The organism is Rhizobium sullae (genome assembly GCF_025200715.1).
Lineage (GTDB): Bacteria > Pseudomonadota > Alphaproteobacteria > Rhizobiales > Rhizobiaceae > Rhizobium > Rhizobium sullae.
Window position 1 is genome coordinate 2,187,035 of the sequence record NZ_CP104144.1, and the last position, 12,610, is coordinate 2,199,644.

The 12,610-nt window shown below is 60.0% G+C and carries 15 protein-coding genes and 1 pseudogene; 5 read left to right on the forward strand and 11 right to left on the reverse strand.

Annotated elements, in window-relative coordinates; all coding sequences use genetic code 11:
- Positions 1-15: 15 nt before the first annotated feature.
- The 7 genes from benD to N2599_RS31290 form a co-directional block, all read right to left on the reverse strand.
- The gene (gene benD, locus N2599_RS31260) at positions 16-804 is read right to left on the reverse strand and encodes a benzoate diol dehydrogenase BenD (protein WP_027509219.1); all 789 of its coding nucleotides are present in this window, start codon (positions 802-804) and stop codon (positions 16-18) included.
- The gene (benC, locus tag N2599_RS31265; RefSeq protein WP_027509218.1) at positions 801-1,823 is read right to left on the reverse strand and encodes a benzoate 1,2-dioxygenase electron transfer component BenC; all 1,023 of its coding nucleotides are present in this window, start codon (positions 1,821-1,823) and stop codon (positions 801-803) included. Before benC ends, benD begins: the two co-directional genes overlap by 4 nt.
- Before the next feature lie 42 nt (positions 1,824-1,865).
- Entirely contained in the window at positions 1,866-2,354 is a 489-nt protein-coding gene (gene benB / locus N2599_RS31270) for a benzoate 1,2-dioxygenase small subunit (RefSeq protein ID WP_027509217.1), read from the reverse strand.
- Positions 2,351-3,709 carry a Rieske 2Fe-2S domain-containing protein gene (locus N2599_RS31275; RefSeq protein ID WP_027509216.1) on the reverse strand — a complete coding sequence of 453 codons (1,359 nt, stop codon included), beginning with the start codon at positions 3,707-3,709 and terminating at the stop codon, positions 2,351-2,353. Before N2599_RS31275 ends, benB begins: the two co-directional genes overlap by 4 nt.
- 106 nt (positions 3,710-3,815) lie before the next feature.
- Entirely contained in the window at positions 3,816-4,754 is a 939-nt protein-coding gene (catA, locus tag N2599_RS31280; RefSeq protein WP_027509215.1) for a catechol 1,2-dioxygenase, read from the reverse strand.
- A 75-nt stretch (positions 4,755-4,829) separates the two neighbouring features.
- Positions 4,830-5,120, reverse strand: a complete 291-nt coding sequence (gene catC / locus N2599_RS31285; RefSeq protein WP_027509214.1) for a muconolactone Delta-isomerase — start codon at positions 5,118-5,120, stop codon at positions 4,830-4,832.
- Positions 5,121-5,124: 4 nt separating this feature from the next.
- The gene (locus N2599_RS31290; protein ID WP_027509213.1) at positions 5,125-6,276 is read right to left on the reverse strand and encodes a muconate/chloromuconate family cycloisomerase; all 1,152 of its coding nucleotides are present in this window, start codon (positions 6,274-6,276) and stop codon (positions 5,125-5,127) included.
- 95 nt (positions 6,277-6,371) lie between these two features.
- Between N2599_RS31290 and N2599_RS31295 the strand changes: the two genes are divergently transcribed.
- Positions 6,372-7,304: a LysR family transcriptional regulator gene (locus tag N2599_RS31295; protein WP_027509212.1), complete on the forward strand. Its 933-nt coding sequence runs from the start codon at positions 6,372-6,374 to the stop codon at positions 7,302-7,304.
- A 473-nt stretch (positions 7,305-7,777) separates the two neighbouring features.
- Positions 7,778-7,914 (forward strand): annotated as a pseudogene (locus N2599_RS31300) (hypothetical protein); the annotation flags it as partial.
- Between the two features lie 64 nt (positions 7,915-7,978).
- Here the strand turns inward: N2599_RS31300 and N2599_RS31305 are convergent.
- The gene (locus N2599_RS31305) at positions 7,979-8,617 is read right to left on the reverse strand and encodes an RES family NAD+ phosphorylase (protein WP_027509211.1); all 639 of its coding nucleotides are present in this window, start codon (positions 8,615-8,617) and stop codon (positions 7,979-7,981) included.
- Positions 8,617-9,237 (reverse strand): hypothetical protein, encoded by a 621-nt coding sequence (locus N2599_RS31310; RefSeq protein ID WP_027509210.1) that lies wholly within the window; start codon positions 9,235-9,237, stop codon positions 8,617-8,619. The genes N2599_RS31305 and N2599_RS31310 overlap by 1 nt, the downstream gene beginning before the upstream one ends.
- Before the next feature lie 142 nt (positions 9,238-9,379).
- Between N2599_RS31310 and N2599_RS31315 the strand changes: the two genes are divergently transcribed.
- The 3 genes from N2599_RS31315 (at position 9,380) to N2599_RS31325 (ending at position 11,500) form a co-directional block, all read left to right on the forward strand.
- Complete coding sequence (locus N2599_RS31315; RefSeq protein WP_027509209.1) at positions 9,380-9,652, forward strand: hypothetical protein; 273 nt, start codon at positions 9,380-9,382, stop codon at positions 9,650-9,652.
- Positions 9,653-10,274: 622 nt separating this feature from the next.
- Positions 10,275-10,949: a L,D-transpeptidase gene (locus N2599_RS31320; protein WP_027509208.1), complete on the forward strand. Its 675-nt coding sequence runs from the start codon at positions 10,275-10,277 to the stop codon at positions 10,947-10,949.
- 14 nt (positions 10,950-10,963) lie between these two features.
- Positions 10,964-11,500 (forward strand): OmpA family protein, encoded by a 537-nt coding sequence (locus tag N2599_RS31325; RefSeq protein ID WP_027509207.1) that lies wholly within the window; start codon positions 10,964-10,966, stop codon positions 11,498-11,500.
- A 248-nt stretch (positions 11,501-11,748) separates the two neighbouring features.
- Here the strand turns inward: N2599_RS31325 and N2599_RS31330 are convergent, their stop codons facing one another.
- Entirely contained in the window at positions 11,749-11,919 is a 171-nt protein-coding gene (locus tag N2599_RS31330) for a hypothetical protein (protein WP_244914728.1), read from the reverse strand.
- 178 nt (positions 11,920-12,097) lie between these two features.
- Positions 12,098-12,595 (reverse strand): P-loop nucleotide/nucleoside kinase family protein, encoded by a 498-nt coding sequence (locus N2599_RS31335; protein ID WP_027509206.1) that lies wholly within the window; start codon positions 12,593-12,595, stop codon positions 12,098-12,100.
- Positions 12,596-12,610: the final 15 nt, after the last annotated feature.

The following is a 12,610-nucleotide window of genomic DNA, read 5'->3' on the forward strand; positions in this document are numbered from 1 at the left end:
TTCAGTCTCAAGTTCTCAGCCGAGATCGCCGCCGGCGACCGGCAACACGCTCCCGGTGATGTAGGACGCCTCGTCTGAGGCCAGGAACAGGATCGGCCCGGCCTGCTCCTCGATGGTGCTGTATCGCTTCATGAAGCTGGATTGCTTCACCTGCCCGACGACCTCGGCCATCCAGCTCTTTTCGGCCTCGCTATCGCCTACAGCGTTACGCGGAATGCGGCGCGGCGGCGCCTCGGTCCCGCCCGGCGCTGTGGCAACCACGCGGATGTTGCGCTCCGCCAGTTCCATGGCCAGCGACTGTGTGATGGCGTTCACGCCGCCCTTGGCCGCCGAATAGGGCAAGCGATGAATGCCGCGCGTGGCATTGGAAGACACGTTGACGATCGTGCCACCGCCGCGCGCGAAAAGATGCGGCAGCACGGCGTGACAGCAGTAGAGCGTCGGCATCAGCGAGCGACGGATTTCCGCATCGATCTGCTGCGGCTCGAATTCGCCGTAGGGCCGCATGCGGATGGCGCCGCCGACATTGTTGATCAAGATGTCGACGCCGCCGAATGTCTCGGCAGCAAAGCCCATGGCTGCCGCGGCTCCCTCATAAGTTTCCAGATCGGCGCTGAAGGCGGCGGTTTCGCCCCTGCCAGCCTCGGTCGCGACCTCTGCGACGAAATCAGCGCGGTCCACGAACAGCACCTTACCGCCCTCCTCCGCCGCCCGAATTGCCACGGCGCGGCCGATGCCCTGGGCCGCGCCGGTAACGACCAGCACCTTGCTGGCAAAACGACCCGTGAAGCGCGCACCGCTCATGCCGCTTCCTTTGCTGACGCATTGGGCGTGAACTTCTCGTAGTGGAAGCTGTTCGGCTTGACTCCGTTGTCGTCGAAATAGTGGCGCACCGCATCCACCATCGGCGGCGGACCGCAGAGGTAAACGTCGACGTCGCCGCCATTCAGCACCTCGGCCGACATGTGCTGGGTGACCCAGCCCTTGCGCGGATGGTCCGACGCCTCCTCGGCCACCACCGTCGCGAAGGTAAAGTTGGTCAGGCGTGCCTTGTAGGCCTCGATCTCGTCGACCAGCACCAGGTCGAGATCGCGCGTCACGCCATAGATCAGGTGGATCTTCTGCTGCGCGTTCTCGCGTGCCAGCACCTCCAGCATCGACAGGAACGGCGCGAGACCTGTGCCGCCGGCCAGAAACAACAGCGGGCGCTTGACCTGCCGCAGGTAGAAGCTGCCCATCGGCCCTGTGAGCTCAAGCTTCGTGCCGATCTCGGCGCGCTCCAGCCAACTGCTCATCAGCCCGCCGGGTATCTTCTTGATGAGGAAGCCGATGCGCCGCTCGCCCGGCGCCGAATTGAACGAGTAGGAGCGATGCTGCCCGCTGCCCGGCACGTCGATATTGACGTACTGGCCGGGCAGGAAGGCAGGCGCGGAGTCCGCGTCCAGCTCCAACATGATGGCCGCGTCGTTGTGCGGGCTCACGCGCGTCACCCTGGCAGTGAATTTCTGCTGTCCGGTCTTGCAGGAGACCGAGATCGTCGGGACCGCGATCACGCAGTCCGACGATGGCTTCATCTGGCAGGTCAGCACCAGACCGCTCTCCGCTTCGTCGGCCGTCAACGCGTCGTCGATGAAGTCGTCGCCAAGGTCGTAGCTGCCGCTCTCGGCCCGGCACTTGCAGGTGCCACACACGCCGTCGGAACAGTCCATCGGCAGGTTGATCTTGTTGCGGAAGGCGGCATCGAGAACCTTCTCGCCGTCCTTGCAATTGATGAAGCGGGTCACCCCGTCCTCAAAGTTCAATGCAATCCTGTAGCAGGCCATGCAACCCTCCTCAGCAGTCTTTGTACCGGCCGGCGACGTTCCTCAGATGTGATAGACGTCGATGACCTGGCGGATGTAGTCGTTCTTCAGCACGATCTTTTTGTTGGTGATCAGCAGCCCGTCGCCGCTTTGGCGCAGGGTGACGAACATGGTTCCGAAGAACTGGTCGGTGACCTTGTAGCGATGGTTCAACGTGTGGAAGTTGTAGCGCACGTCCGTCTCGTCGCCGCGGACCTCCAGTACTTCGACATTGGTCACATTGTGGCTCGTGCGCGGCTCCGGCGTAGAGGCGCCTGAACGCTCGGTCTTGATGCGGAACACCCGGTCTTCCAGGCCGTCGCGGCTCGGATAGTAGATCAGCGAAATCTGCGACTGCGGATCCTCGGTGATCTGGTCGTCATCGTCCCAGGCCGGCATCCAGTAGGTCACGTCGGGTGCGTAGCAGGTCAGCCATTCATCCCACTCGCGATCGTCCAGCAGACGCGCCTCCTTATAGAGAAAGGCGCAGATGGTTTCGTGGGACATGCTCATGCGACCGCTCCGTCCTTCTCGGCGACGAGCGCCTTGCGCATCACCTTCGCCCAGTATTCGTGCTGGCGGACGAACAGGCCCTCGTCCTCGCTGCGCTCGCCGGAAAGCAGCGGCTCGATGCCCATGCGCCTGGCGTTCTCGTCAGGGCCATCGATCCAGAGCGGCGCGCCGCGCGACAGGTCGTTCCAGAGCGCGGCCGTGCCTGCATAGCCGGCCTGGCATGCGCGGAATTCTTCCAGGTCGTCAGCCGTGCCCATGCCGGACACGTTGAAGAAATCCTCGTACTGGCGGATGCGCAGTGCACGGTCCGAAGCACTTTCGCCCTTCGGCGCGAAGCAGAAGATGCTGATCTCGGTCTTGTCGACGCTGATCGGGCGGGTGACTCGGATCTGCGTGCTGAACTGGTCCATGAGGAACACGTTCGGATAGAGGCAGAGATTGCGGGTCTGGTTGACGATGAAATCTGTCTTGTCTTCGCCGACGCGTGCCTTGATTTCGTGGCGCTGGTCGTAGACGGGGCGGACCTCGGGGTTCATGGTATTGGTCCACAGTAGGATGTGGCCGTTCTCGAACCCGTAGACGCCTGCGACGGACCGGCTCCAGCTGTTGGCATCGACCGCCTTCGTGCCCTCTTCCTTGCGCCGGCCCATGGTGGCGGCGTAGTTCCAGTGCACGGAGCTGACGTGATAGCCGTCGCAACCGTTCTCCATCTGCAACTTCCAGTTGCCATCGTAGATGTAGGACGAATTGCCCCGCAGCACTTCCAGCCCGTTCGGCGCCTGATCGACGATCTGGTCGATGATGACCTTTGTCTCGCCGAGATAGTCCTGGAGCGGCGCCACGTCCTGCTTGAGGCTGCCGAACAGGAAGCCACGATAGCTTTCGAAACGGGGAACGCGCTTCAAGTCGTGCGAGCCGTCTTTCGCGAACTGCTCAGGATACTGCGTGGTCTTCTCGTCCTTGACCTTGAGCAGCTTGCCGGTGTTGGAAAAGGTCCATCCGTGGAAGGGACAGGTGAAGCTGCCCTTGTTGCCGTGCTTGCGCCGGCACAGCATCGCGCCGCGATGGGCGCAGGCATTGATGACAGCGTGGAGTTCGCCGTTCTTGTCGCGCGTCACGACCACCGGCTGACGGCCGATATAAGTTGTGTAGTAGTCGTTGTTCTCCGGGATCTGACTCTCATGGGCAAGATAGACCCAGTTGCTCTCGAAGATGTGCTTCATCTCCAGCTCGAACAGGTCTTCGTTGGTGAAGATGTCGCGGCGGCAGCGGAATATGCCGGCCTCCTTGTCGTCTTGCACCGCGGTTGCAAGCAGTTGATCAAGATCCCGGGCTTTGTCGATAATCGCAGACATGACCTACCTCCCGCAAAGGGCGCGTTGCGGAGCGCAGCCTTTGCACACAAGTCGTTGATGACGATGTTGTCAGGGTGGCGGCCCATCAGGGCCGCCGGTATTCCGCTCAGGCGGCTGCGCGCTTGCGCTGCTCGTTGATCTGGTTGTCGGCGCCGTCCACCAGGGCCGTCAGGTAGATGTCGAATTCGATCTCCGCAAACGGACCGGTCAAACCATTTGTCTTGATGCTGGCCTCGTCGCTCCGCTCGATGACGGCCGGAACCAAACCGTCGCGGGTCGCATAGGCGAAATCGTCATTGACCAGCGGGTCGCCCTCGATGTTGATCTGCGTCGTCAGCTTGCGGTGGCCATCGGCGCTGATGAAGAAGTGGATATGCGCCGGTCGCTGGCCGTGGCGGCCGAGTGCGTCTAGCAGTTGTTCGGTCGGGCTGCCTGGCGGCACGCCATAGCCGTGCGGCACGATGCTCTGGAACTTGTAACAGCCCTTTTCGTCGGCGACGATCGTGCGGCGCATATTGAACGGCGCCTGCTTTCCCGTCGGGTCAAAGTGCGAATAGAAGCCACGGGTATCACAGTGCCAGACTTCGACCGTGGCGCCCGGCTGCGGATTGCCGTCGGCGCCATAGACAGTACCATGCATGATCAGGGTATGCCCGTTGGCATCGGTGCCGTCGTCAAGACGGGCAAAACCATGCGACACGGGCGCACCGGCGACGTAGAGCGGACCTTCGATCGTGCGCGGGGTGGGGTTGTTGATGCCGAGTGCCTCATCGATTGCGTCGAGACGCTCATCGAGGAAATGGTCAAGGCCGAGACCGGGTGAGATCAGGCCAGCCTGGCCGGCGGCGCCAATCTCGTTGAGCCAGGCGATGCCGGTCCAATATTCGTCGGGGGTGATGTCGAGATCGTCGATGGCCTTGAACAGGTCCGACATTATGCGATGGACGATCAGCTTGACGCGCGGATTGCCGCCATCCTTGTCAAGGCCGCTCAGGACCTTCAGAAAGTCCTGAATGTCCGGTCTTTCGAAAATCTTTACACTCATATTGATTCCTCCACTTGGATTCTTTTGAAACTGCAGTTGTTCCCCGTCCTCCCGGGAAACCCGCTGACGAAGGTTCTAGGTATCGTCCTCGCGGATGGCATTGGGATGCCGCAGCAGCGGCGTCACCTCAATGTCCATGAACTTGAATAACGGCAGGCCGGACAAAATCTCATGCAACTCCACGTTGTCATTCACGTCGAGGACGCTGTAGTTCGCGTACTCGCCGGCGATGCGCCAGATGTGCCGCCACTTGCCGCTGCGCTGCAGTTCCTGCGAATAGGCCTTTTCCCGTGCAATGATCTCCGCCGTTTCCTTCGAGGGCAGATCATGGGGAATGCGCACATCCATCCGTACATGAAACAGCATGATCTCACCCCACCACGCGCAAGGTCGAAGCGTGCTTGCCATCCCTGCGGAAACGATTGACGGCTTCCTCGGCGAGCGTTACTCCGAGTCCGGGACCCTTTGGCAATTGCAGCTCGAAGTTCTCGAAGCGAAGCGGCTCCTCCAGGATTTCTTCGGTCAGAAGCAGGGGACCGAAGAACTCGGTGCCCCATTCCAGTTCCTTGACGCCTGCCATCAACTGAGAGGCGGCGATCGTGCCGACCGGTCCCTCCAGCATGGTACCGCCATAAATGCTGACGCCCGCGGCTTCCGCGATCGCGATCACCCGGGCGGCGGCAAACAGCCCTCCCGCCTGCTCGATCTTGATCGAGAACACGTCGGCAGCCCGCGCAGTCGCCGCCTCGAGCGCGCTCTCAGGTCCAACCAGCACCTCGTCTGCCATGATGGCTATCGGGGAAGTCCGCCGCAAACGGGCGAGCGGTGCGATCCCCGGCACAGGTTGTTCGACCAGCACACAACCGGCGTCGGCCAGAGCCTGGATTGCCTTGCGCGCCTCCCGCTCCCGCCACGCCATGTTCACGTCGACCCGGATGGTGGCCAAGTCCGGCAATGCCTTGCGGATTGAACTTACATGGCGGATATCATCTTCAACCGATTTTACGCCGATCTTCAGCTTGAAATCCTTGTGCCGCCGCCGATCGAGCATGGCTTGCGCCTCATCGATGTCCTTGGCAGTGTCGCCGGAGGCGAGCGTCCAGGCGACCGGCAGGCTGTCGCGGCGGCGTCCACCGAGCAGTTCCGACATCGGCAGACTAAGGCGGCGCGCATGGCAATCGAGCAGGGCGGCCTCGACCGCGCATTTGGCGAAGTGATTTCCCTTTACGGATTTGACGACGAGGTCCATGGCAGCCTGTATGCGTGTCGCATCACGGCCGATCAGCAGTGGCGCGATATACTCGTCGATCGTCAACTTCATGCCTTCCGGACTTTCCGGCCCATAAGCGAGACCGCCGATCGTCGTCCCCTCTCCGAGCCCCTCGAAGCCGTCAGAGCAACGGACACGGACGATCGTCATGCTCTGCCGGTTCATGGTCACCATCGACAGCCGATGGGGCCGGATGGTGGGCAGATCGAGCATAATCGTCTCGATTGCGCTGACGCGGATTTCCGTAGACACCAGGCTTCTCTCCTTTGATTACGAGGAAACTAGCGTCCAGTTTAAAATCAGTCCAAAACTATAAAAGTTGGTTTTGATACCTGAAAGGTATGATGATGGAACTGAGACAGCTGCGCTATTTTCTTGCTGTCGCGCGCGAGCGGAACTTCTCGCGTGCCGCGGACATCCTGCATATCGCGCAGCCGCCCCTCAGCCGACAGATCCAGCAATTGGAAGACGAACTGGGCGTTCTGCTTATCGACCGGTCGAACCGTCCTCTCGATCTGACGGAAGCCGGCCGCTTCTTCTACGAACAGGCTGGACAGATCATTGCCCGAACCGAGCACATGCGAGAGCAGACGCGCAAGATCGGCTTGTCCAAGCGGGAGCGGTATGTCATCGGCTGCGTCGGCTCGACCCTTTATGGCGGCATGCCGGACCTTGTCCGCCGCATGCGCCAGCGCTGGCCGGAACTCGACATCGAGATCCGCGAAATGATGTCGACCGAGCAGGTCACCGCTCTCAAGGAGAGGCGGATCGACCTTGGCTTCGGCAGGGTTCGCTTCAACGATCGGGAGGTCGAGAGGCTGACGCTTCGAGAGGAACGACTGGTTGTGGCTTTCCCCAAGGGGCATCCGAAATCGCTCTCCTCGGACCCAATCGCGCTTGCCGAACTGGAGGGTGAACCGCTCATCGTCTATCCATCGGCGCCGCGTCCGAGCTTTGCCGACGAGATCCTCAACATGTTAACCGAGCAAGGCATTTCTCCTGGCAGCGTGGAAGAGGTCCGTGAAATCCAGACCGCATTGGGTATCGTGGCAGCCGGGGTGAGCTTGTGCATCATTCCCGCGGCGTCGCAGCGGCAAAGACCCGACGACGTGTGCTACCGCACCATAAAGGACGAGAACGCCACGTCGCCGGTCATCATGAGTTTCAGACGCGACGACGCCAAAGGAAGGATCGGAGAGATCAAGCAGCTCATTCGCGAGATGTACGCCGACAACCCGCCTTGGCTGCAACTATCCAACGTACAACTCGACGGAGCCTGAAGTTTGCCTTGCCGTACTGATTATGTGGGGCCGCGAACTGCGCCGCCAAGGCAGACTTCCACTAATTGCGGCTTTTTCCTGGGGGTTACCCTGATGGGACCGGTCATCTGCCTGAGTTGCTGAACGACTTTCTCATTGTCACTGGCGGGCGGGTTTTCTATCAGAGCCCTGACGCCGGCGTAGAATGGCCGTGACGTCAAGTTTCCCTCTTCTAGACGCTCCCTGTTGATTTCCGGTTTCGCACGCAACCTCTCAGCTTGGCGCTCAAGCTGCTGGAAGCCGTCTGAGCCGCGGAGAAAGCCGCCCGTCGATTCATCCAGAAGAAAATCGCTTGCAGTGGGCAGATCGTAATTTCACGTTTCGAAACGCTATCGACGTCGAGAACAGCCAATCTCCCTATCGCGATTGGTTGCGAGGGTCGGCCAACCCGATTTTCACCTGCGGTACTACGCCACTGATTTTATTGGATAAAGATGTCGACGCTCGTGGGGGCCATGGGAATTTACATTCCGTTCTCGCCGCTGGGAGCCATGGTCGGAATGACCCCGTCCCATGGGAATACTTCCCCCGGCTGGCGGCGACCGTGGTCTCCTACTGCCTCGTCGCGCAGCGCCACGGTGATATTGCGAGAACGCAAAGACGCCGCTTTTCAAACGTGGCTTTTGGCCATTTTGTCATGCGCCGTGCGATATCGATTTACCATAGCCGTCGAGCAGATCTGCGACGTCCTTGAGCATGGCCGTCAGGAGCTTTGTTCCGCTGATCATAATCGCGAGGTCCGCACGCTCGAACAGAGCAACGCAGATCTCGCCGGGATCGTGCCTCGATTGGTAGGCGATGCCATCCGGACTGTCCGGATGGTCCCAAAGTGCATCGGCCCATAGCCCGCATGGCTCATACGGACCCGTCGAAATCGCATTGTCCGTGCCGAGCGCTTGCAATCCCGTCCCGTGCATGCGCACAATGCGAAGTTCCCTTTGAGAGCTGAGCTCAGTTGCAGCCCGATCGGTGATCTCCGTTGCAGCCACCATCAGGCGCTGCGGATTGCGCAGGATCGTCTCTGCCAATGCGCCGCTTCGGGTCATTCCGACATAGAGAATTCCGAAGCGACCGCTCACGCTGTCGAAGCGGTTGGTTGGAGCGATGCCTTTTCCCGGTCCGAAGAAGATCGGGGAGAACGTCGAACGGTGGATGCGATGAAGAAGCTGTCCAGCGGGCAATATGTCGATCGGCAGGGACTTGGTGTTGAGCCAGTCAGGAGGTGGCAGGGCAGCGCCGGAAGGACCACGCTGACGGATGCGTCCCGCCGGCATCAGGCAAAGCCATCCGATCCATTGGCACGGACAAGCCGCAGGACCGCGTCCGGCTCGCCGCCGCGCAGCATCTCCAGGGGCGAGCGCCCGCCAAGCACCGTGTCAGGCGCCAGCAAAAAGTCCAGTGTCGCCCAGGGACCTGCTGATGCAAAGCCACGCACGACATCGGCGATCCCGGCAACCACCTCACCCTCATCGAACTGGCAAGCAGGGTAGCGCCAGTCACTTCCTTCGCGCACAGCCAGCATGGTATTCGACCGCCGTCTCTTGTCGACCGCCTGTCTGGTGATACCCAGCGTCCGTCCGGCCTCGTCTGCGGACAACACGCCGCCGGCGAGCTTGAGCAAGCGCTGGCGATGTTCGACATTCCGGGCCAGCGCCGGGACCAGGGGATCGAGATCGGTCACTGCCGATCCAATGATATCGGAGCGGCTGAGAAGCTGGGCGAGGGAGCCGGCGTCGGTCGGGGCGGCGAGCGCATCCGTCAGGGTCTTCGTCGACACATTCGCGGAAATGCGCTCCAATGCCGACATCGCTCGACGGAGGAAAGCTGCCTGGACGGAATCCGGATCGGCATGAATGTTGAGCACCAGGCTCGAAGCTGGATGTTCACGGGCCATGTCGGCCTCCTTTTTGGTTGTCGTAGTATTTATATGGTGAATGCATCTACGAAGTCAACTTTCCTGACGCGCCCTTGGTCATGAGAAGGGCTTCCAGGACAGCCGGGTTGAAAGCGAGCACATCTATTGGGACCAGGCCTCGGTGCTGGCGCAGGTCGGACTGCTCGACGAGGCGACTCTGCCGATTCTCCGCGCGGCGCAATCGCGCGTGCTGAGCGACGCGGCCGAGCCGCTCAACACGCTGATCTCGCCTTCGTGCGCTTCGTGCGGCGTGCGGCGTGCGGCGTGCGAAAAGAAAGATGCAACGACCGGCGACGGGATTGCAACCAAAGAGGCCGATGAACGATATACATTGATCAGTGCCGCGGCTCCCGGATTGACTATTCGTCCGTCCATTAATAGGCCGGAACGCTAATTCATTCTGGAGGAAATTCGCAGTGGCAGGTCAAATTGGTCGCACCCATCAACATTAGCAAATTCAAACGGGTGACATTTCCCTAGTCGGTGAGACGAGATGATAGCAGGAACAAAATGAAATTCGTTTCAGTCATAGTTTTAACGTTTATGTCGATTTTTTCTGGATGGTTATTCTATGAAAGGTACTGGAAGTTTCGAGATTGCATATCCCAAGCATTATCCAGTTGCCTCACTCCCGGTGGTGATAATCTAACGCAAGGCGGTTCTCTGTGGGCCGGTTTCGCAGGGTTGTTCTTGTTGCTCGCTATGATGTCAGCCTGGCGCGCGCTCCGGAACGGGGATGATGCTGACAAATAGCTGTAGGGCCTGCATTCGAAATGTTGCGAACTGCAGGACATAAGCCAGGGCTTGCGTTAGCTACCACCCGTTTTGCCGTCGATACGGTAATGGAGGCAATGACTGTAATGTTATCCTCCCTGAGTAACGATCAGGGCGATGCAGATCCAACTCAGCTGCAACTCGATCTCGGCCTTTCGGAAGGAGACGAATTTTCGGTTGTAGCAAATGAAAAATCTGATTTATTGACACTTCGCTGCTTGGCTTTCAGGGGGATATTGCCGATGGTGCGGACGCGCAGGGATATTTTGCTTGGTGGTTTGGCGTTACTTGGCACCGGCGCGGTGCAGAAACCGGCGCTCGCCTTGGCCTCTTCCTATTTTGCCGGCACCGAGGTCGACAATGGGGTGACGTTCCGAAAGACCAACTTCGCCAAGATCGACAAGCAATGGCACCGCCAGGTTGTCAAATATTTCAGCAGTGAGCCGGTCGGGACCGTTGTTGTCGATACAAGGCACCATTTTCTCTACGTGATCATGGAAAACAAGACAGCCATCCGCTACGGCGTCGGCGTCGGCCGCGAGGGCTTCAAATGGTTTGGCCGCGCCACGATCGACCGCAAATCACTTTGGCCGCGCTGGACGCCGCCGCCGGAGATGCGCAAGCGCCATCCCGAACTGCCCGAATTCGTGGCGGGAGGCTCGCCGAAGAATCCACTCGGCCCCCGCGCCATGTACCTGCTTCGCGACGGCGTCGACACCGGCTATCGCTTCCATGGCACGCTTGAGCCCGGGAGCATAGGTAGGGATGCCTCCAGCGGCTGTATCCGCATGTTCAACGAAGACGCCATCGATCTTTACCAGCGTTGCCCCATCGGCACCGCCGTGCAGGTCTTGCCGCATATAGCCGACCAGGCTGAAAACGCCGCTCAGGTCAGCGTCACAACCCCGGTCGAATGAGGAATACAACCCTGATGTCTGCTCCGACCGGATACGCGGGACGCCTTGCGGCCGCGGCCATGCTCCTGGCGCTCGCCGCCTGCACCACCACCGATATCGCCTCGGTGGAAGAACCTACTGCGGCGCCAATGACTGGTCAGACCAACGATCCAGCGCCCGGTTTCGAGAACATCACGGCTGGCAGCGAAGAGGATTTTATCCTCAATGTCGGCCGACGGATCTACTTCACGGAGGACTCCGCCACGCTCGACTCCGTCGCCATGGCAACGTTGGATAATCAAGCCATTTGGCTCAACAAGAACCCAATTTGGCTGCTCAAGCTGCAGGGATTTGCCGACGATTCCGGTTCCGCATCCAAAATGGAGGCGCTGTCGCAGAAGCGCGCCGATGCGGCGATGGCCTATCTCGCCTCGAAGGGCGTGGACGCTAGGCGAATGTGGGCCAAGGGTTACGGCAAGGACCGCGACGTCCGCGACTGCACGGAGCGCTCGTGCAAGGTGCAGAACCGGCGTGTCGTTTCCAATCTGCGCACCCAGCGTGAGGGGGTCTGAGCGCACGTTGCCTGAGCCTCGTTTCGCGATTCACAAAGTCGCGCATGAAGTTCGCATTAGGAGACGTCGATCTGGCTTCCCTTCGCTGATATCGCCGACGCTGGATAGCCGGTACCCCGGGCGAACTGCATCAAGGCGTCTCCACAGGTAGAATAGCGGACGATCTGCCTAGGCTCAAGCAGTGTCGCCCTCGATAATTTCCTCAAGACCGGTCATAAGTTCCTCGTGGATGTCTTCGGGAGCATCCATCAGGCCGTATGCAGCGGTGTGGGAACGACCGATGAGCTTACGGTATTGCTCAGCGGTAAGGATACGAGCTTTTCCTTACCGCGCTTCGTCAGGGTGACAGGCTCGACCAAAGCCGCCTCGAGGATTTCCTCCGAAGCGCGGTTCATATCTGAGAAGGTGAATTGCTTCACGGCCCTATGTCTCTCTATTGAATTGCCTGTCATACGTATTCTATGCAATTGGAATGGCGATCGTTGCCCCGGTCGTTTGTCACCTAAATCAACAGCAGCGTGGAGCATTCGAAACCTCCTCGCTGCTGACGATGATCTATTTCGACCGACGGTTGGCTCTCAGGCTAACCGCATCGCGTCATCCGCCATTCAATCGCACGACCAGTTCATCAACGGCAGCCTCCACGGTTTTTGAAGCCGTATCGATGACAATCGGGCCGTGCCATTCGTCATACGCTCTTTCGGAAACTTCTTGCCATGTAGGCTTCACGAAACCTTCGACGTCGGTGACGCGTGTTTCAACACGCTTGCGGTGCTCCGCTTCATCTGAGCATACCACCTCGACCTCCACCGCCGTCACGCCCGCAGCTTGCGCGACCGAAAGCCAGGATACCCGGGTGATTTGGAGTGGATTGACGGAGTCCGCGATGACCGTTCTGCCGAGGGCCAGATTATCTCCGGCAATGCCGTAAGCAACGATGTAGCCTGCAGGTCCGACGTCATCTGCCACTCCGGAAGCGCGGATTGCTTGCTCGATGGTATCGACGCGCACATGGATAGCACTCAGCCGCTGCGCCAAAGCGCGGGCAATCGTCGTCTTTCCACTGCCAGGCAGACCGCCGAAGATAATGAGCATGAGGTGACCGTGGAA